Here is a 17,266-nt window from a genome sequence, read left to right on the forward strand (position 1 = left end):
GCGTGGTGGCGGCGGGCGCTCGGCCCGCTCAGCCCAGCACCCGTACCGGCGCCCCCGCCAGGAACGCCCGGATCCCCTCCGCCGCCTGGCCGTAGTACCGCTCGTAGTTGGTTCGGGTCACGTAGCCGAGGTGGGGAGTCGCCAGCAGGCGCGGGGCGCTTCGCACGGGGTGGTCCGCGGGGAGGGGTTCGACGTCGAAGACGTCCACGCCGGCGCCTGCGATACGGCCCTCCCGCAGTGCCGTCAGCAGCGCGTCCTGGTCGACGATCGCCGCCCGCGACGTGTTGACCAGGTACGCCGTCGGCTTCAGAAGGGCCAGTTCAGCCGGTCCGACCAGTCCTCGGGTGCGCTCGCTCAGCGCCAGGTGCACCGAGACGAAGTCGCTCTCGCGCAGCAGCTCCTCCTTCGAGGGGGCCGGCCGCACGCCCACCTCCGAGGCGCGCTCCTCCGTCAGGTTCTGGCTCCACGCGCTCACCTCCATGCCGAAGGCGAGACCCACCCGGGCCACCGCAGTCCCGATTCTGCCCAGGCCCAGCAGGCCGAGCCGACGGCCGTGCAGGTCCGCGCCGACCGTGGACTGCCAGGGCCCGCCCTCCCGCAGGGCCGTGCTCTCCTGGACCAGGCCCCGGGCCAGGCCCAGCAGCAGTGCCCAGGTCAGTTCGACCGGCGGGGTCGACGAGCTCTCCGTACCGCACACCGTCACGCCGTTCGCCTTCGCCGCCGCGTAGTCGATCGCCGAGTTGCGCATGCCGGAGGCGATCAGCAGCCGCAGCCGGGGGAGGCGGTCCAGCAACGACGCCGGGAAGGAGACCCGCTCCCGCAGGGTGACCACGCAGTCGAAGTCGGCGAGCGCCGCGGCGAGTTCGTCCTCGTCGCCGAAGTGTTCGGTGAAGGAGACCACGTCCAGTTCCTCGCCCGGGGGCGACGACGGCGCCGACCAGTCGGCGTAGGCCTTCGCGACGTTCTGGAAGTCGTCGAGGACGGCACAGCGGAACGGCACGGCGATTCCTCCGGCTGGGGTGGTTCCCGGTGGTTCCGATCCGGGACGGGTCCGTTCCGAGATTACGGTGGAGGCGTGAGCGCCTCCGTCACCCCCCTCGCCAGGAAGCTCGGCGTCAAGCCCGGTCACCGGGTGCGACTGCGGCACGCCCCGCCCGGATGGGACGTGCCCGGCCTCCCCGACGGCGTCCACGTCGCCCCCGGCGGCCCCCGCGACGCCGACGTCACCGTCGCCTTCTACCGCACCCATGCCGAACTCGCCGCCGAGAGCCCGGCCCTCGTCCGTGATCTCGCCGACGACGCCATGGTGTGGATCGCCTGGCCCCGAAAGGCGGCCGGTCACGTCAGCGACGTCACCGAGAACGCCCTCCGCGACCTCTTCCTCCCGCTCGGCGTCGTCGACGTGAAGGTCGCGGCGCTGGGGGAGGACTGGTCGGGGCTCAAGTTCGTCCGCCGCCGGGAGAACCGCCGGCCGGGCTGAGAGGGCCTCGCCCCGGAGCCGGCGGCCCCGCCGGTTGGGGGAACATGCGGAGAACCGTGGGAGAACAGGGGGCTGTCGGAGCAACGGCCGCCCCTGAGGCAACATCTAGGTGAACGACACAGCCGCGCGAGGACGGGACGCGGCCGCCGTCGAGGGCGGGCCGGATGGAGTGAGGGACGTGGTGGACGTGGGGGACGCGGTGGACGCGATGAAGCCGAGGATCGCCGTTGCCGTGGTGACCATGGGCAACCGGCCCGCCGAGGTCGACGCACTGCTGGAGTCGGTGGCCAAGCAGGACCTCGCCCCCGCCCGCATCGTCGTCGTCGGCAACGGCTGCGTCCTCCCCGAGTTCGCCCGGCGTCTCTCCCTCCCCGGCGAGGTCACCACGATCGACGTCGACGAGAACCTCGGCTGCCCCGGCGGCCGCAACGTCGCCCTCGCCCGCCTCCGCGAGTTCGGGGACGTGGACGTCGTCGTCGAACTGGACGACGACGGGCTCCTCGTCGACGCCGACGTCCTGCGCCGCGTCCGCGACCTCTACACCGCCGACCCCCGCCTCGGCATCGTCGGCTTCCGCATCGCCGACGAGCACGGCGAGACCCAGCGCCGGCACGTGCCGCGCGTCGGCGCCTCCGACCCGATGCAGGGCGGGTACGTCACCGGCTTCCTCGGCGGCGGCCACGCCCTGAGCATGGCCATGCTCGCCGAGACCGGCGACTGGCCCGCCGAGTTCTTCTTCGCGCACGAGGAGACCGACCTGGCCTGGCGGGCCGCCGACGCCGGCTGGAAGATCCTCTACGCACCCGAACTGCTCCTCCAGCACCCCAAGACCTCGCCCGCCCGCCACGCCATCTATCACCACGTCACCGCCCGCAACCGGGTCTGGCTGGTCCGGCGCAACCTGCCGCTGCCGCTCATCCCGGTCCACCTGGGGGTCTGGATCGCCGTCACGCTGCTGCGCACGCGCTCGCTCCCCGGCCTGAGGGCCTGGTTCGGCGGGTTCGCGGAGGGCGTGCGGAAGCCGGCGGGAGCCCGCCGGCCCATGAAGTGGCGGACGGTGTGGCGGCTGACCCGGCTGGGCAGGCCGCCGGTCATCTGAGAAGAACGGGGCGGGTCTCGGTCGTTCACCTCCGACGACCGAGACCCGCACGCCCCCGGACCCGGCCGCGGCGGCGACACTCCCCCGAGTTGCGCGTCCATACGCGCGCACCGTCGGGCCAGATCCGATGGTCTGATCAGACCAGGTCGCGCCAACGAATCGCTAACATGTGGCCAATGGTTCGCCGCGTCGCCCCTGGTCACCTGGCCTGAAGTCGTCGCACGAACACGGGAACGGGCCGGACGAACAGCCGGTTCCCGCGGGTAACTCCCGGGGCCGTCAGGAAGAGCCTGGCGGAAAAGCGGCGGCCGGAGGGCGGAATTCCGCCAACCGGCGGGCTATCCGCCACTGACGCGGGCGACTCGACAGGGCGACCCGGCAACATGCCGGGCGCGGAAGGGCGATGGGCGGCGTGATGCGGCGGTACGGGCTGCGGTTCGGACTGCTGGGCCCACCGGTCCTGTACACGGCCGAAGCGGCCAACTCCTGTGGTCCGAACGCCGATACCGCCAACGCGGACATCGCGAACGCCGACGTGGCGAAGTCTTCCACGGCGAGCGCCGACACCGCGAGCGCCGACACCGCGAGCGCCGACATCGCGAACAGCGGCATCGCGAGCGCCGACGCCGAGCCCTCGGCCGACGTCCCCTACGGGACCGTCCGCAGTGCTCCGTACGTCGCCGTCCGCAGTCCCAAGGTGCGTGCCCTGCTCGCCGCCCTGCTCCTCGAGGCGGGCCGGACCGTCCCCGTCGAGTCGCTGAAGGAGGCCCTGTGGGGCGGCGCGCCGCCGGCGTCCGCGCAGGCCTCGCTGCACAACCACGTCACCCGGCTGCGCCGGCTGCTCGACGATCCGGAGCGGTTGCGCGCGGTGCCGTCCGGCTATCGACTCCGGGTCGAGCGGGGCGAACTCGACATCCACGTGTTCGAACGTCACGTCGCCGCGGCGCGCGGTGCGCACGCGGCCCGGAACTGGGATCGGGTCGTACGCGAGTGCGCGGCGGCGCTCGCGCTGTGGCGGGGCGCCCCGCTGAGCGGCCTCCCGGCCGAACTGGGCGGATACTCCCTCGTACGTCGTCTGCACGAGGCCCGGCTGCTTCTGCTGGAGTGGCGTTACGACGCCGAACTCGCCCTCGGGGCGGCCCGGCTCGGGCACATCGTCCCGGAGCTGACGGCGCTGGCCGCCGATCATCCGCTGCGTGAGGCGTTCCACCGCCAGCTGATGCTCGCCCTGCACCGCACCGGTCGTCGGGCGGAGGCCCTCGCCGTCCACCGTGACCTGCGCACCCGTCTGGTGGAGGACCTCGGCGTCGAGCCGGGCCCGGCGGTCCGCGAGGCCCACGTGGAGGTACTGGGCCCCACGAGCGAGGCCCCGGCCACCGCGCCCCCGCGCCCCACGTCACCGCCCACCTCCACCCCTGCGGCCACTCTCGATCCCGCGGCCACTCCCAACCCCGCGGCCGCCCTCGACCCCGCCGCCACCTCCACCTCCTCGGCAATCCCCGCCCCGGCTGCCGGTGCCCCTCCCGCTTCCACTCGCCCATCCGAGTCCGGCCCCGCGTCCCAGCGCACCCGACACACCCGGCCGGCACAACTCCCGCCGCCTCCCGCTTACTTCACCGGCCGTGCCGACACCCTGCGCCGTCTCCACCGCACCCTCGCCACCGGCCCTTCCGGCCCCCCTTCCCGTCCCTCCGGCCTGCTCGAACCGCACGCTCCCTCCGGTGGCCGCGGCCCGGTCGTCGTCGTCCTCTGCGGTACGGCCGGCGTCGGCAAGAGCGCGCTGGCCCTGCATCTCGCACATGCCCTGAGGGAACGTTTCCCCGATGGGCAGCTCCACCTCCACCTGCACGGCGCGACCCCCGGCATGACCCCCCTCACCGCAGGTCAGGCGCTCACCGCCCTGCTGCGCGACCTCGGCACCGAGCCCCGGCACATCCCCGAACAACCCGACGCCGCGGCCGCGTTGCTGCGCACCCTGCTCGCCCCGACCCGGACCCTCCTCGTCCTGGACGACGCGGCGACCGCCGCCCAGATCCGTCCGCTGTTGCCGGCCGGGCCCGGTTGCGCCGTGATCGTCACCAGCCGCTCGCCGCTGACCGTCCTCGACGGCGCCCACCGCTTCCCGCTCGCGCCGCTGTCCGCCGAGGACAGCGCCGCTCTGCTGCGCGCGGCCTCCGGTCCCGGCGCGGGGCGCGCGGAGCTGAACGCGGCCCACCCGCTCGTCGCCCTCACCGGCCGTCTCCCGCTCGCCCTGCGTGTCGTCGCCGCCCGCCTCGCCGCCCGCAGCGCCCTCACCCCGGACGTGCTCGCCGGTCAACTCGCGGCCGCAGAAAGCAGGTTGTCGCACCTGGAGTACGACGACCTCAGCGTCCGCCGCTCCCTCGCCGTGGCGCACGACGCGCTCGCCGCCTCCGGGCGCGAGGCCGACCGGGACGCGGCCCTCGCGCTCCGCCGCATCGGCGCGCTCGACCTGCCCGCGTACGGAGTCCCGTTGCTGGCCCGGCTCGCCGGCATCGACGAGCCGCGCGCCGAGGCCGCCCTGAACCGCCTCGTCGACGTGGCTCTCCTGGAGGAGCGGGCCTACGGCCGTTACACACCCCACGACCTCGTGCGCGACTTCGCCCGCGAACGGGCCGCGGCCGACGGCTCCGCCGACGCGACCCCGGCCGCGGCCCGGGCGGTCGCCCTGCACTGGTACGCCGCCGTCGCCGAGCGCATGGTCGTCGCCGTCGTCGAAGCGGGTCCGGACCAGGACGACCGGCGCCGCCCGACCGCCGCGCAGCCGCCGGCCCACGCGACGCACCTCGCGGACGTGCCCCCCTTCGCAGGCCCCGAAGAGGCCTTCGCGTGGGCAGACGCGGAGCTGGAGAGCATCGTCGCGCTGGTGGAGGGCACGGACGCCGCGGGTGCCGCAGGCACCGCGCGTGGGACGGCGGCCCTCGTCTCCACGCTCCTGCGCCTGCTCTTCCCCTACCTCCAGCGCCGGGGCCGCGTCGCCGAGATGGAGGTGCTCGGCCGGACCGCGCTGCGGGTGGCGCGGCGGCTCGGGGACCCGGCCGCCGAGGCGTACGCGCTGGGCGACCTCGCAGGCCTGCACTTCCTGACCGGCCGCCAGAAGGACGCTCTCGTCCTCAACGACTCGGCCCTGGCCATCTGGCGGCGGCTCGACCGGCTCTCCTGGATCCGGCGCTGCCTCAACAACCGGGGGCTGCTGCTGGAAGGGCTCGGGCGGTACGAGGAGTCCGGTGCGGCGCTGCGCCAGAGCCTGGAGTACTCACGGCAGTTGGGCGACCCGCACGGCGAGGCCGTCACCCACAGCCACCTCGGCAACCTGTACGAGCACACCGACCCGCGCGCCGCCATCGAGCAGCACCGGCGTTCGCTGGCCATCGGGGTCGACATCGGGGCCGTCATCGTGCAGCACTCGGCGCACTGCAACATCGGCTACGCCCACCTCGCCCTCGGCGAACCGGCCGCCGCGCTGCCGCACTTCGAGGAGAGCCTGCGCATCCTCGGCGGTCACGGCGACTGGCACGGCGAGTCCCAGACGCGGCTCGGCCTCGTCCGGGCCCTGCGGTCGCTGGGACGTACCGAACGGGCGTTGGGGGAGTGCGCGGAACTGCTGCGACGGGCCGAAACGCGCGCCGACCGCTACATGACCGGCCTGGCCCGGCACCAGCGCGGCCTTCTGCTGCGGGAGCAGGGGCAGGGGGAGCGGGCGCACGAGGAGTGGCGGGCGGCCCTCGACGCGCTGGACGGGACGGACGAGAAGGCGATCGTGCGCGAACTGGGGGAGCTGCTCGCGGGCGACGCCTGACTACTTCGCGTCGGCATAGCACTCCACCACCGCCGTCGTGAACGGGAACCGCACCGGCGTCTCCCCGAACGTCAGCCGTCCGGCCAGGTCGGACGCCTCCCGGATCGCCGCGACGACCCTCTCGGCCTCCTCCTCGGGGCAGTGCACGATCACCTCGTCGTGCTGGAAGAACACCAGCTCGGCCGCCATCCCCGCACAGGTCTTCCGCAACGCGGCGAGCAGCAGCAGCGCCCAGTCGGCGGCGCTGCCCTGGACGACGAAGTTGCGGGCGAAGCGCCCACGCGCGCGGGCGTTGGTCGAGGCGTACCCCGGCACCCACTCCTGCCCCTCGCCGCGTCCCGTTCCCTCCGCCCGTCCCGTCCCGGGGCCGGCGTCGTTCTCGGAGGCCGGGATGCCGGCCTCCTCCGCCCCGGCGTCGCCCGCCCCGGCCGCCGGCGGGCAGGTCCGCCCCAGCCAGGTCCGCACGAGCCGGCCCTCCTCGCCCGCCCTGGCCGCCTCGTCGACGTACGCCACCGCGCGCGGGAAGCGGCGGCGCAGGGCGGCGAGGTTCTTCAGGCCGTCCCCGGAGGTCTGGCCGTAGACCGCGCCGAGGACGGCGAGCTTGGCCTGCGCGCGGTCGCCGGAGAAGGCGCGGTCGGAGACGGACTGGTAGAGGTCGCTCTCCCGGCCCGCGACCTCCATCAGCCCGGGATCGCGGGAGATCGCCGCCAGCACGCGCGGCTCCATCTGGTCGGCGTCGGCGACGACGAGCCGCCAGCCGGGGTCGGCGACCACGGCCCGCCGGATGACCTTGGGGATCTGCAGGGCGCCCCCGCCGTTGGTCACCCAGCGCCCGGTGACCGTGCCGTGTGCGAGGAACTCCGGCCGGAACCGGCCGTCGCGCACCCAGTCCTGCAGCCAGGACCAGCCGTGGGCCACCCAGATGCGGTACAGCTTCTTGTACTCGATCAGCGGCTTCACGGCCGGGTGGTCGAGCGACTCGAGCTCCCAGCGCCGGGTCGATCCGACCCGGATCCCGGCCTGGGCGAAGGCCTTGACGACGTCGGCGGGCAGGTCGGGGCGGACCCTGCGGCCGAAGGCGGCCGACACCTCGTCGGCCAGTTCGGCGAGCCGGCGGGGCTCGCCGCCGCCCGCGTACCGGTCGCCGAGCAGGTCGTGCAGGACCGCGCGGTGCACCTGCGCGCTCCAGGGCAGCCCGGCCCGGTTCATCTCGGCGGCCACCAGCATCCCCGCCGACTCGGCCGCCGTCAGCAGCCGCATCCGCTCCGGGTGCTCGGCCCGGTCGTGGCGCCGCTGCTGCTCGGCGTAGACGGCGAGGAGGTCGTCGAGGGGCAGCCGGACGGCGGTGTCCTGCGCCTCGAACAGGGAGGACTGCGCGCCGGGCGTGGCGGAGCGCAGCGGCGGGTCCGGCGGTACGGGGCCGCCGCGCAGCCGGGCCAGCGCGGCGGCCGCCGAGCGGGGCTCACCGGAGCGCCCCTCGTGGCCCAGGAGGAGGGTCTCGGCGTCCTCGACGTCGTAGCACCGCTCCACTCGCACCCCCGTGGCGAGCAGACGCGGATACACCTCGGCCGTGGAACGCCAGACCCAGCGGGTGACGTCGGGCCGCTCGCGCACGGCCCGGGTCAGGTCCGCCTCCCGCAGCACCGGGCCGGCGGGCAGCCCGCCGGGGCCGAGGGGGGCGAGTTCCACGCCACCGTCCTCGGCCGGAGCGAGTGCCCACCGGTCGGCCATGCTGCGAGTGTGGCAGGGGGGTCTGACAACGGCCGCCCGGTCCTGCCGCCGCCCCTCTTCCTCGGGTTGCTCGGGTTACTCGGGTTCCTCGCGTGCCTTCACCACTTCGGCCAGGAACCTCGCGACGTACTTCTCGGTCTCGGCCTTGTCGACGCCGAGGCCGCTGAGCACGCCCTGGCCGTTCTCGTGCTCCAGCAGGGCCAGCAGGAGATGTTCGGTGCCGACGTAGTTGTGGCCGAGGCGGAGCGCCTCGCGGAAGGTCAGCTCCAGGACCTTCTTGGCGTCCGGGCCGTAGGGGACCAGCTCGGGCGGCTCCTCGACGGCCGGCGGGAGCGTGGCGGCGGCGGCCTCGCGGACGGTGTCCAGGGAGACGCCCTGCTCGGTGATCGCCTTGGCCGCGACGCCCTCCGGCTCCGCGAGCAGGCCGAGGACCAGGTGTGCGGGCAGCCCCTCGGAGCCGCCGGCCGCTCTGGCCTCGTTGTGGGCGGCCATGACCACGTTTCGCGCGCGGGGCGTGTAGCGGCCGAAGTTCTGGTCCGCGTCGGGGCCGGCCGACTCCTTCGGCACGAACCTCTTCTGGGCGGCCTGCCGGGTGACGCCCATGCTGCGGCCGATGTCGGTCCAGGAGGCGCCCGAGCGACGGGCCTGGTCGACGAAGTGGCCGATGAGGTGGTCCGCCACGTCGCCGAGGTGGTCGGCGGCGATGACGGCGTCCTGGAGCTGGTCGAGCGGCTCTTCGTGGACCTTCTTGATGGCGTCGATGAGGTCGTCGAGACGGACGGACGCGTGGGTGACGGGTCGTGGAGTCGTCATGTGTCAACCGTAGGTTGACAGTGAGGGGGCGTCAACCCAAGGTTGTCACCCTGGTGGTCGCCGAGGTGGTCGCCGAGGCCGCCGTCGAGGTCCGCACCGCCTCCCGCGCGCGGGACGCGTCCCGCCTCCGTGGCACGATCGACCGGTGAGCAGTTCCAGCAGCAGTCCGGCCGACACCGTCGAACGCGCCTTCCGGGCCGCCCTCTACGACACCGCCGACGCCACCCTCGACACGGGCGCCTCGCTCCTGGCCGCCGCCCCCGCGGCGGACGCCGAACTCGCGCGGCGGGGGGCGGAGTTCGTCGCCGCGCTCTGGCGGCGCGGCTGGCAGCCCGCGGACGTGGTGCGGATCGTGCGCCGGGAGCTGGACGCCGTCCACGCGGGCCTCGCGGCCGCGCTGATCCGCGCGCAGGCGCCCGACGACCGGGCCCGGGGCCGGCGCTGGGCGGCCCAGCTGGAGGAACTGCCCGACGGCCCGCAGCCGGCCGGCGACCGTTTCACGCACGCCACCGCGGTCCTGGAGCTCTACCGCCTGCTGCTGCGCCTGCCCGCCCTCGAGCCCCTCCAGGAGCACGAACCGTCCCGGCCGTCCCGCCCGGGCTCGCACTCGCGCATGCTCACCCGCATCCGCGCATTGCTCGCCAAGGCCGAGGCGACCGGGTTCCCGCAGGAGGCGGAGGCGCTCACGGCGAAGGCGCAGGAGCTGATGGCCCGGCACAGCGTCGACGAGGCGCTGCTCGACGCCCAGGGCCCGGCCCCGGACGCGCCGGGAGCCTGCCGGATCGGTGTCGAGCCGCCGTACGAACAGGCGAAGGCGGTGCTGCTGGACGCGGTCGCCGAGGCCAACCACTGCCGGGCGGTGTGGAACGAGCCGTTCGCCTTCTCCACGGTCGTCGGATTCGAGGCCGACCTGGAGGCGGTGGAGCTGCTCTACACCTCGCTGCTGGTGCAGGCGCAGTCCGCGATGGCGAAGGCCGAGGCGGCCCAGCGGGCCGGTGGACGCCGGCGGACCAAGACCTTCCGGCAGTCCTTCCTCGCCGCGTACGCCCACCGCATAGGGGCCCGTCTCGGCGAGATCGCCGAGGCCGCCGAGACCCGGGTGGACGACGACCTGCTGCCGGTCCTCGCCACCCGCGCGGTGGCCGTCACCGCGGCGACGGACCGGATGTTCCCGGACACGGTGTCCACCCGCCTGCGCGGGGTCACCGACGAGGCGGGCTGGACCGAGGGCGCCGAGGCGGCCGACCGGGCCCGGATGCGGTCCCGGCCACGGCTGCCCTGACGCCCCCGGCGCAGGTCAGTCGCCCGCCTGCGCGAAGGCGCTCACCGTGGCGTCCGGCACGCCCTTGCTGTTCAGCGCGACGTCGCCGTACGACCAGTCGAAGCTGACGGTGGCCGAGGCGCCCGGCAGCCCGTACTTCACCGTCTTGACGGCGAGGCTCTTGTCGCCGCCCTTCTCGCCGCGCACGTACGTGATCGTGAAGGAGGCCGTCCCCTGCGCCGGCAGGGGCAGCGCCTGGGCCTCGGCGGCCTCGTCCTTCGCCGCGATCGCGGAGGTGCCGTCCGCCTGCAGGGTGACCTCGGGGAAGCCCTTCAGGGTGCACTGTTCACCCTTGTTGGTGAGCGTGACGGTGACGTTGCCGGTGTCCCCGGCCGCGGGCGCGGCGTCGACGGGGCCGACCTCCTGACCGAGGTCGTCGGCCGCGCAGACGGCGCCGGCCGGGGCGGTCGAGCCGGCGGCCTTGCTCTCGTCGCCGCCGGAGTCGCTGTCGTCCCCGCCTCCACAGGCGGTGAGGAGCAGTGCCGCAGCGAGGGCGGTGACGGTGATGGGAACGGCGCGCATGAGTGATTCCTAGGGTGTCGTGACGATGCTCGATGGATCATCACGCACGCGCACGACGATCCCTCGCGCGCCCCCCACTCTCACACCCGCTCCACCACCCACGCACCCGCCCGCCCAGCCCCCACGCGCGCGTGCCCATTCGTCGCCCGCGCCCGCTCGATGCCGCCCGCGCTCGTGCCTGCCCGGCCGCCCGCTCAGCCGTCCGAGCGCGTGCTCGCTTAGGCGCTACGCGCGTGCCCGCCCAGCCGCTGCGCGCGCGTGCCCATTCGTCGCCCGCGCCCGCTCGATGCCGCCCGCGCTCGTGCCTGCCCGGCCGCCCGCTCAGCCGCCCGCGCCCGCAAGGCCGCCGGCGTCGTGCCCGCGCGCGGGCACGCTTCGGTACCTAACCGAGGCCCGGGGTGGGCAGGCCCGAGGGCCACTGGCCGCTCTCCGCCTTGGTGAAGGTCTCCTTGCCGACCGCACCCTCCCAGGTCACCTTCAGAGACTTCGCGTCGACGGAGCCGACCATGCCGGTCTTGCGGTCGTCCTTCCCGCTGGTGCACTTGAGGTGGATCATCCGCATGCCCGCCTCCTCGCCGGCGGTCCCGCTGCACACGGCCCCGCCGGTCACGAAGAGGGCGGCCTGCTTCCCGGTGACGATCAGGGCGACGGCCTTGCCGTCCGTCGTGGCGAGCCAGCTCCCCTCCAGGTCGTCGGAGGCGGAGACCGAGGCCGACGCGCCGCCCACGCCACCGGTGTCCGCGGTCGCCGTCGTCGACGGCGTGGCGGAGGAGTCGTCGGACCCGCCGTCGCCGCCGCACGCGGTCAGCGCGAGCGCACCCGCCAGCGCGGCGGCCACGGCCGCGGCCCGCACCGGCCGGCGGGACGCGCCCCGCGAGAAGATCGCCGAAGTCACTGCAAGCTCCCAAGCTGTAGCCGGACGGCCCCGTCGTCGACTGCCAGGACCGTGGGGACCGAGGATTCGCAGCAAGCTACCAGCAAGCCCCGGCGGAAGCCCGGGGGCGGCTGCGACCTACCAGGACGACTTCCGCACCCCGGGCAGAAACCCGGCGTGCGCCTGCTCCCGCAGACTCACCCGGGACAGCCCGAACGTCCGGAAGTACCCGCGCGGGCGCCCGTCCACCTGGTCCCGGTTGCGTACGCGCGTGGCGCCGGCGTCGCGCGGCTGGGCGCGCAGCTCCCGCTGCGCCGCCTCCCGTTCCGCCTCGGTGGACGACGGCCGCCGCACGATCTCCTTCAGCTCGGCTCGCCGCGCCGCGTACCGCGCCACGACCTCCCGCCGCTTCTCGTTCTTCGCGATCTTGCTCTTCTTCGCCATCAGACCCGCACCCCCTGTGCGCGGATGCGTGCCACGGCCGCCTCGACGCCGATCGCGTCGACGGTCCTGATCCCCTTCGTGCTCAGCCGCAGCCGCACGTGGCGGTCCTCGCTCGGCAGCCAGTACCGCTTGCTCTGGACGTTGGGGTCGAAGCGGCGCGAAGTGCGCCGGTGGGAGCGGGAGATGCGGTTGCCGAAGCCCGGCTGGGCGCCGGTCAGCATGCAGTGCGCGGACACAGGTGACGTACCTCTCCTCGGTCGGTGCCGGAATCCTTGATGCTAATGGATTTCATTTTCAGTAAGGTAGCAGCATGGCACGCAACGAACTCCGCCCGGTCATCAAGCTGCGGTCCACGGCGGGCACGGGCTTCACCTATGTGACGCGCAAGAACCGCCGCAACGACCCGGACCGCATGACCCTGCGCAAGTACGACCCCGTCGTCGGCCGGCACGTCGACTTCCGAGAGGAGCGCTGAACCACCGCCATGCGCAACCGGATCCACCCGGCCTACGGTCCCGTCGTCTTCCGCGACCGCGCCGCGAACCACGCCTTCCTCACCCGCTCCACCATGAGCAGCGACAAGACGATCGAATGGGAGGACGGCCGCACGTACCCCGTCGTCGACGTCGAGATCTCCGACGTCAGCCACCCCTTCTACACGGGCGCCGCGCGCGTCCTGGACACCGCCGGCCGGGTCGAGCGCTTCGAGCGCCGTTACGGAAAGCGAGGCGGGGCGTGAGCCTGTCGGTCGTGATCGTCGGCGGTCTGCACGCCGACGCCCGCCGGACGGCGGTCGCGCGTCTGCTCGCGGACGTCCCCGGCAGCGTCGTCCTCCACCACGACCTCGCGACGGCCGCTTCCGGCACCGTCGTCCGGACCGTCGGCGACGCCGGGGGAGTCCTCTCCGTCGGCGAGACGCCCCTGGTCGACGACTGCGCCTGCTGCGCGCTGCGCGAGGACCTGGTGCCCGAACTGCGCCGCCTCGCCGACGACGGCGGCACCCGTCTCGCGGTCGTCGAACTGTGGGACTCCGTCGAGCCCAAGGCCATGGCCGAGGTGGTGGTGGCCGGCGGGCTCACGGTCACCGGCGTCGTCACCGCCGTCGACCCGGCCCTGCTGCTGCCGTACCTCGGCAACGGCGACGACCTCGCCGACGTCGGTCTCGCCGCGGCCGCCACCGACCGGCGCACCGTCGCCGACACCTTCGCGCGGCAGCTCGAGTACGCCCCCGTCCTGGCCGTCGTCGACTCCGAGGAGGCCGACGACGAGGACCGTGAACTGCTGGCACAGCTGCACCCGACGGCCCGCCGGGTCCGGATCGCGGCGGCCGGCCGTGCCGACGCACGCTCACCGCTCGCCCGTGAGGTGCTGGCCGGCTTCGACGTGGAAGCGGCCGCCGCCGCCCAGCACCCGGCCTGCGCCCTCCTGCCCGCCGACGCCGACGCGCACGGCGTCAGCACCTTCGTCTGGCACCGCCGCCGCCCGTTCCACCCGGAACGGCTGTACGCGGCGCTGGAGGACCTGACCTGCGCGGCCGCCCGCAGCCGCGGCCGGTTCTGGCTCGCCGACAGGCCGGACGTACTGCTCCACTGGGACGCGGCCGGCGGGGCGCTCTGCGTGGAGTCGGCCGGCCCGTGGCTGGCGTCCCTGCCCGACGCGGCCTGGGACATGGTCCCGCCGGTGCGCCGAGCGGCCGCCGCGCTGGACTGGCACCCCGCACACGGCGACTGCTGCCAGCACCTGGTCTTCACGTCCCCCGGCCTGGACCGTGACGGACTCGCTCTGCTCCTGGAGTCCTGCCTGCTCACGGACGCCGAGTACGCCGCCGGCCGCACCGCCTGGAAGCGGCTGCCGCCCGCCTTCGACACCCTTCTGGAGGTCTGACCCCCATGCCCCGCAAGCCCGAGCGCAAGCCCGCCCCGCCCCGCCCCAACCCCCTCGACCAGGCCGGCATCACCTACATCGACTACAAGGACACCGACCTGCTGCGGAAGTTCATCTCGGACCGTGGAAAGATCCGCAGCCGCCGCGTCACCCGGATCACCGCGCAGCAGCAACGCCAGTTGTCCCGAGCGATCAAGAACGCCCGCGAAATGGCCCTCCTCCCTTACACGGCCGCCCGCTGACCCGTACGGGAGTCGGCCGCGGTCACCCGCCGACCGACAGCGGGAATCGGCCGCGGCCATCCGCTGACCCGTAGCGCGAAACAGGCCGCGGTCACCCGCCGGCCCGTAGCGCGACCGGCCGGGGGCGCCCGCCCTGGCCCCGCCCCCGGCCCGGATCCGGTCGCCCACCGCCCGGCGGTGTCCGGTACGCGCCCGTCCCGTCCACTCCCGCCCAGCGGGGAAGCGCTCTCCTGCGTAGATCAGGTTCCACGGTCGCCGTAGGCCGTCCCGCTCATCTGTACGAGTGAAGTCACTCCTTCCGTCCACTCGCCCTGGCCACTCAGCCCTCCCCACCTGCCCGACGTCGAGCCGACCCGCCGCTCATGCACCTGGCCGCCCCCGCCTCGCCCCCGTGCCGACCTCGACGTCGTGCGCGGGGGCGCCGGCCGTGGCCGCCGGGCACCGCGGGCAGGGGGGTGTCCCGGGTCGGCGCGGGATTTCGGTCCGCGGTGGGTGCGGGCGCACGTCCCGGGGCGCCGCCCGGTCCGCGGAGCGGATTCCGGGCCTCCGCCGGAACGGTGTCCCCCGGACCGACGCCGACGGCCTTCGTCGTCGGCCCGCGGCCGATCCGTTCGCGCCCCGACGGAACAGGAAGGCCCTGCGAAGCGTCTGTTCCCTGTGCGAGTAGTTCGATCCGGACGACTTTCGCGGGGACCCTCATGACGGCCCGCGAAGCGGAACGAGTCGGGTAAAGCAGGCGTCAAAGCTGTAACCACACAGGCACCGCGCGTGCACGTGCATCTGCTCATGCGGCTGCACGTGAACGGGGCTATGATCCGGGACAGTTGACAATGGCACCAATGGCCACACGAGCCAGTGCACCACCAGGGAGCGACCTGTGGACCACCACGTTGACGGGGGGCACGACGTGTACAACGGCATGACGGCCACACAGCTGTACGGGGTTGCCTGGCAGAAGAGCCGGCACAGCAATTCGCAGGGTTCCTGCGTGGAGTTCGCGCGGCTGCCGGGCGGTGACGTGGCCGTGCGCAACTCGCGCTTCCCCGACGGTCCCGCGCTCGTCTACACGCGCGCCGAGATCGAGGCGATGCTGCTGGGCATCAAGGACGGCGAGTTCGACCACCTGATCGCGAGCTGACGTCGCTCGCCGCCGCCGTCCCCGCTTCCGCCGGCCGTCGTCCCCTTCGCCGGCCCTCGCCTTTTCCGTTACCGCGCAACGCGCGTAGAACCGTGGCGTGAGAACGCGCCGCGGTTCGTCATTCCGCGGGTGTGCGCAGCCGGAACAGGGCCCAGACGACCTTGCCGCCCAGGCTGCCGGAGAGCGGGTGCCAGCCCCAGCTCTCCGCGAAGGAGTCCACCAGGAAGAGGCCGCGGCCGGACTCGGCGGAGAAGTCCTCGCCCTCCCGGGGCAGCGGGCTGTCGTGACTGGGATCGCGCACCGCGCACACGAGCCGTTCGGTCCACCGCATCAGATGCAGTCGCACGAGCGGGTGCTGCGCGTCCTGCGCGCACGGGGCGTCGTCGGAGGACATGCCGTGTCTCAGCGCGTTGGTCACCAACTCGGAGACGACCAGACAGACGTCGTCGAAACAGTCGCCCACGTCCCACTGGCCGAGGGTCCTCTTGGTGAACTGCCGTGCCTCGCGCACGGCTTCGAAGCGGGCGGGCAGGGCGCAGGAGGCGGCATTGGACACGGCCGCGGGATCAAGCGGCGGAAGGCCCTGCCGTAACGGCTCGAGCATGGTCGATCCATTCGTCCCCATGCGAGGCACTCCCGGGATTCGCGGTCGTTGCGATGCAGCGGTGGCGCGGGACCATGGTTTCGGATGCGCACGGTGGATGCAAGGGCAGATGCACGTGCACGTGACCGAAATGGACCCGCCCGTACCGCTTCTTGGCCATTTTTTCCGCCAACTTCTCGCTCATCAGTGGCACTTCTCTTGCTTTCTCCTCACTCTTCCCTCGCATCGCTCTGCGCGTATCCTTTGACTTCTTTCCATCTCTGTAATCGGACGAGTACTGCTCGAAGTGTTTTAGTGGCAGACTGCGGCCCCTAAGGCGGTTGGGGAGGCTGGCGAACGTGAGCGTGGGAGAGCCCGGATCGGTGGTGCGGCGGATGCTGCTCGGCTCGCAACTACGGAGGCTGCGCGAGGCACGCGGCATCACGCGCGAGGCGGCGGGATACTCGATCAGGGCGTCGGAGTCGAAGATCAGCCGGATGGAACTCGGCCGGGTGAGCTTCAAGACCCGGGACGTCGAGGACCTGCTGACCCTGTACGGCATCTCGGACGACGCGGAGCGCCAGGCGCTCGTCGGACTCGCCCGCGAGGCCAACGTGGCGGGCTGGTGGCACAGTTACTCGGACGTCCTGCCCAACTGGTTCCCCACCTACGTCGGCCTGGAGGGCGCGGCCGCGCTGATCCGCGCGTACGAGGTCCAGTTCGTGCACGGGCTGCTGCAGACCGAGGCCTACGCCCACGCGGTCGTCAGCCGCGGCATGAAGGGCGCGAACGCGGCCGACATCGACCGGCGCGTGGCGCTGCGGCTGGAGCGGCAGAAGTACCTCGTCGCCGAGAACGCCCCCGACTTCCACATCGTCCTGGACGAGGCGGCGCTGCGCCGGCCGTACGGCGACCGCGAGGTGATGCGCGGACAGCTCCAGCACCTGATCGACATCTCCGAACGCCCCAACGTACGGCTTCAGGTGATGCCGTTCAGCCTCGGCGGCCACTCGGGCGAGTCGGGGGCGTTCACGATCCTGAGCTTCCCGGAGTCCGACCTGCAGGACGTCGTCTATCTGGAGCAGCTCACCAGCGCGCTCTACCTGGACAAACGCGAGGACGTCGCCCAGTACGAGCAGGCCCTCAAGGAGCTCCAGCAGGACAGTCCCGGACCGGACGAGAGCCGGGACCTGCTGCGCGGGCTGATCCAGCTGTCCTAGGGCGTCCCGGTGACGTGCCAGGGTTTTCCCTCGGGCGCACCGAAGTGGCCCGCCAACTCCCCTGCAACAGCCGTACGATGACGTGTGATCAGATCGTG

At 73.5% G+C, this 17,266-nt stretch carries 18 protein-coding genes; 10 read left to right on the forward strand and 8 right to left on the reverse strand.

The window, feature by feature from the left end:
* Window positions 1-28 precede the first annotated feature (28 nt).
* Complete coding sequence (locus tag ACZ7DE_RS37025; protein WP_470768791.1) at window positions 29-1,000, reverse strand: D-2-hydroxyacid dehydrogenase family protein; 972 nt, start codon at window positions 998-1,000, stop codon at window positions 29-31.
* A gap of 75 nt (window positions 1,001-1,075) precedes the next feature.
* Here ACZ7DE_RS37025 and ACZ7DE_RS37030 point away from each other — a divergent pair, with 75 nt between their 5' ends.
* The 3 genes from ACZ7DE_RS37030 to ACZ7DE_RS37040 all read left to right on the forward strand — a co-directional run bounded on the left by ACZ7DE_RS37030 (window position 1,076) and on the right by ACZ7DE_RS37040 (window position 6,396).
* The gene (locus tag ACZ7DE_RS37030; RefSeq protein WP_470768792.1) at window positions 1,076-1,480 is read left to right on the forward strand and encodes a DUF3052 domain-containing protein; all 405 of its coding nucleotides are present in this window, start codon (window positions 1,076-1,078) and stop codon (window positions 1,478-1,480) included.
* A gap of 208 nt (window positions 1,481-1,688) precedes the next feature.
* On the forward strand, window positions 1,689-2,579 hold the full coding sequence (locus ACZ7DE_RS37035; RefSeq protein WP_470768867.1) for a glycosyltransferase family 2 protein: 891 nt from the start codon (window positions 1,689-1,691) through the stop codon (window positions 2,577-2,579).
* Window positions 2,580-2,994: 415 nt separating this feature from the next.
* Window positions 2,995-6,396 carry an AfsR/SARP family transcriptional regulator gene (locus tag ACZ7DE_RS37040; RefSeq protein ID WP_470768868.1) on the forward strand — a complete coding sequence of 1,134 codons (3,402 nt, stop codon included), beginning with the start codon at window positions 2,995-2,997 and terminating at the stop codon, window positions 6,394-6,396.
* On the opposite strand, the gene ACZ7DE_RS37045 is transcribed toward ACZ7DE_RS37040, so the two are convergent.
* Window positions 6,397-8,127 (reverse strand): bifunctional 3'-5' exonuclease/DNA polymerase, encoded by a 1,731-nt coding sequence (locus ACZ7DE_RS37045; protein ID WP_470768793.1) that lies wholly within the window; start codon window positions 8,125-8,127, stop codon window positions 6,397-6,399.
* A 75-nt stretch (window positions 8,128-8,202) separates the two neighbouring features.
* Window positions 8,203-8,940 carry a Clp protease N-terminal domain-containing protein gene (locus ACZ7DE_RS37050; protein WP_470768794.1) on the reverse strand — a complete coding sequence of 246 codons (738 nt, stop codon included), beginning with the start codon at window positions 8,938-8,940 and terminating at the stop codon, window positions 8,203-8,205.
* Between the two features lie 145 nt (window positions 8,941-9,085).
* On the opposite strand from ACZ7DE_RS37050, the gene ACZ7DE_RS37055 reads away from it, so the two are divergent.
* Complete coding sequence (locus tag ACZ7DE_RS37055; protein WP_470768795.1) at window positions 9,086-10,222, forward strand: DUF2786 domain-containing protein; 1,137 nt, start codon at window positions 9,086-9,088, stop codon at window positions 10,220-10,222.
* A 15-nt stretch (window positions 10,223-10,237) separates the two neighbouring features.
* Here ACZ7DE_RS37055 and ACZ7DE_RS37060 read toward each other — a convergent pair whose 3' ends face one another.
* The 4 genes from ACZ7DE_RS37060 to rpmB all read right to left on the reverse strand — a co-directional run bounded on the left by ACZ7DE_RS37060 (window position 10,238) and on the right by rpmB (window position 12,337).
* Entirely contained in the window at window positions 10,238-10,783 is a 546-nt protein-coding gene (locus ACZ7DE_RS37060) for a DUF4232 domain-containing protein (protein WP_470768796.1), read from the reverse strand.
* Between the two features lie 382 nt (window positions 10,784-11,165).
* Window positions 11,166-11,678, reverse strand: a complete 513-nt coding sequence (locus ACZ7DE_RS37065) for a hypothetical protein (RefSeq protein ID WP_470768797.1) — start codon at window positions 11,676-11,678, stop codon at window positions 11,166-11,168.
* Window positions 11,679-11,795: 117 nt separating this feature from the next.
* The gene (gene rpsN, locus ACZ7DE_RS37070) at window positions 11,796-12,101 is read right to left on the reverse strand and encodes a 30S ribosomal protein S14 (RefSeq protein WP_470768798.1); all 306 of its coding nucleotides are present in this window, start codon (window positions 12,099-12,101) and stop codon (window positions 11,796-11,798) included.
* Entirely contained in the window at window positions 12,101-12,337 is a 237-nt protein-coding gene (gene rpmB, locus ACZ7DE_RS37075; protein WP_470768799.1) for a 50S ribosomal protein L28, read from the reverse strand. Before rpmB ends, rpsN begins: the two co-directional genes overlap by 1 nt.
* Before the next feature lie 74 nt (window positions 12,338-12,411).
* Between rpmB and rpmG the strand changes: the two genes are divergently transcribed.
* The 5 genes from rpmG to ACZ7DE_RS37100 all read left to right on the forward strand — a co-directional run bounded on the left by rpmG (window position 12,412) and on the right by ACZ7DE_RS37100 (window position 15,365).
* On the forward strand, window positions 12,412-12,576 hold the full coding sequence (rpmG, locus tag ACZ7DE_RS37080; RefSeq protein WP_019753828.1) for a 50S ribosomal protein L33: 165 nt from the start codon (window positions 12,412-12,414) through the stop codon (window positions 12,574-12,576).
* Between the two features lie 9 nt (window positions 12,577-12,585).
* Window positions 12,586-12,840: a type B 50S ribosomal protein L31 gene (locus tag ACZ7DE_RS37085; RefSeq protein WP_470768800.1), complete on the forward strand. Its 255-nt coding sequence runs from the start codon at window positions 12,586-12,588 to the stop codon at window positions 12,838-12,840.
* The gene (locus ACZ7DE_RS37090) at window positions 12,837-13,985 is read left to right on the forward strand and encodes a CobW family GTP-binding protein (RefSeq protein WP_470768801.1); all 1,149 of its coding nucleotides are present in this window, start codon (window positions 12,837-12,839) and stop codon (window positions 13,983-13,985) included. The genes ACZ7DE_RS37085 and ACZ7DE_RS37090 overlap by 4 nt, the downstream gene beginning before the upstream one ends.
* A 5-nt stretch (window positions 13,986-13,990) precedes the next feature.
* Window positions 13,991-14,227, forward strand: coding sequence for a 30S ribosomal protein S18 (gene rpsR / locus ACZ7DE_RS37095; RefSeq protein ID WP_470768802.1), 237 nt, complete (start codon window positions 13,991-13,993; stop codon window positions 14,225-14,227).
* A gap of 919 nt (window positions 14,228-15,146) precedes the next feature.
* Window positions 15,147-15,365: a DUF397 domain-containing protein gene (locus tag ACZ7DE_RS37100; protein ID WP_052183895.1), complete on the forward strand. Its 219-nt coding sequence runs from the start codon at window positions 15,147-15,149 to the stop codon at window positions 15,363-15,365.
* A 118-nt stretch (window positions 15,366-15,483) separates the two neighbouring features.
* Here ACZ7DE_RS37100 and ACZ7DE_RS37105 read toward each other — a convergent pair whose 3' ends face one another.
* Window positions 15,484-15,969 (reverse strand): ATP-binding protein, encoded by a 486-nt coding sequence (locus ACZ7DE_RS37105; RefSeq protein WP_470768803.1) that lies wholly within the window; start codon window positions 15,967-15,969, stop codon window positions 15,484-15,486.
* A 374-nt stretch (window positions 15,970-16,343) separates the two neighbouring features.
* Between ACZ7DE_RS37105 and ACZ7DE_RS37110 the strand changes: the two genes are divergently transcribed.
* Window positions 16,344-17,168: a helix-turn-helix domain-containing protein gene (locus tag ACZ7DE_RS37110; RefSeq protein WP_470768869.1), complete on the forward strand. Its 825-nt coding sequence runs from the start codon at window positions 16,344-16,346 to the stop codon at window positions 17,166-17,168.
* The last annotated feature ends 98 nt before the right edge of the window (window positions 17,169-17,266 follow it).

Source organism: Streptomyces sp. NPDC037083 (assembly GCF_055606485.1).

What these genes read in the sequence shown, in the direction of transcription:
- ACZ7DE_RS37105 (WP_470768803.1), bottom strand. Translation starts at nt 15,969, where the DNA reads ATGCTCGAGCCGTTACGGCAGGGCCTTCCGCCGCTTGATCCCGCGGCC.
- ACZ7DE_RS37060 (WP_470768796.1), bottom strand. Translation starts at nt 10,783, where the DNA reads ATGCGCGCCGTTCCCATCACCGTCACCGCCCTCGCTGCGGCACTGCTC.
- ACZ7DE_RS37110 (WP_470768869.1), top strand. Translation starts at nt 16,344, where the DNA reads ATGCTGCTCGGCTCGCAACTACGGAGGCTGCGCGAGGCACGCGGCATC.
- ACZ7DE_RS37040 (WP_470768868.1), top strand. Translation starts at nt 2,995, where the DNA reads ATGCGGCGGTACGGGCTGCGGTTCGGACTGCTGGGCCCACCGGTCCTG.
- ACZ7DE_RS37085 (WP_470768800.1), top strand. Translation starts at nt 12,586, where the DNA reads ATGCGCAACCGGATCCACCCGGCCTACGGTCCCGTCGTCTTCCGCGAC.
- ACZ7DE_RS37050 (WP_470768794.1), bottom strand. Translation starts at nt 8,940, where the DNA reads ATGACGACTCCACGACCCGTCACCCACGCGTCCGTCCGTCTCGACGAC.
- ACZ7DE_RS37035 (WP_470768867.1), top strand. Translation starts at nt 1,689, where the DNA reads ATGAAGCCGAGGATCGCCGTTGCCGTGGTGACCATGGGCAACCGGCCC.
- rpmG (WP_019753828.1), top strand. Translation starts at nt 12,412, where the DNA reads ATGGCACGCAACGAACTCCGCCCGGTCATCAAGCTGCGGTCCACGGCG.
- rpsN (WP_470768798.1), bottom strand. Translation starts at nt 12,101, where the DNA reads ATGGCGAAGAAGAGCAAGATCGCGAAGAACGAGAAGCGGCGGGAGGTC.
- rpsR (WP_470768802.1), top strand. Translation starts at nt 13,991, where the DNA reads ATGCCCCGCAAGCCCGAGCGCAAGCCCGCCCCGCCCCGCCCCAACCCC.
- ACZ7DE_RS37100 (WP_052183895.1), top strand. Translation starts at nt 15,147, where the DNA reads ATGACGGCCACACAGCTGTACGGGGTTGCCTGGCAGAAGAGCCGGCAC.
- ACZ7DE_RS37045 (WP_470768793.1), bottom strand. Translation starts at nt 8,127, where the DNA reads ATGGCCGACCGGTGGGCACTCGCTCCGGCCGAGGACGGTGGCGTGGAA.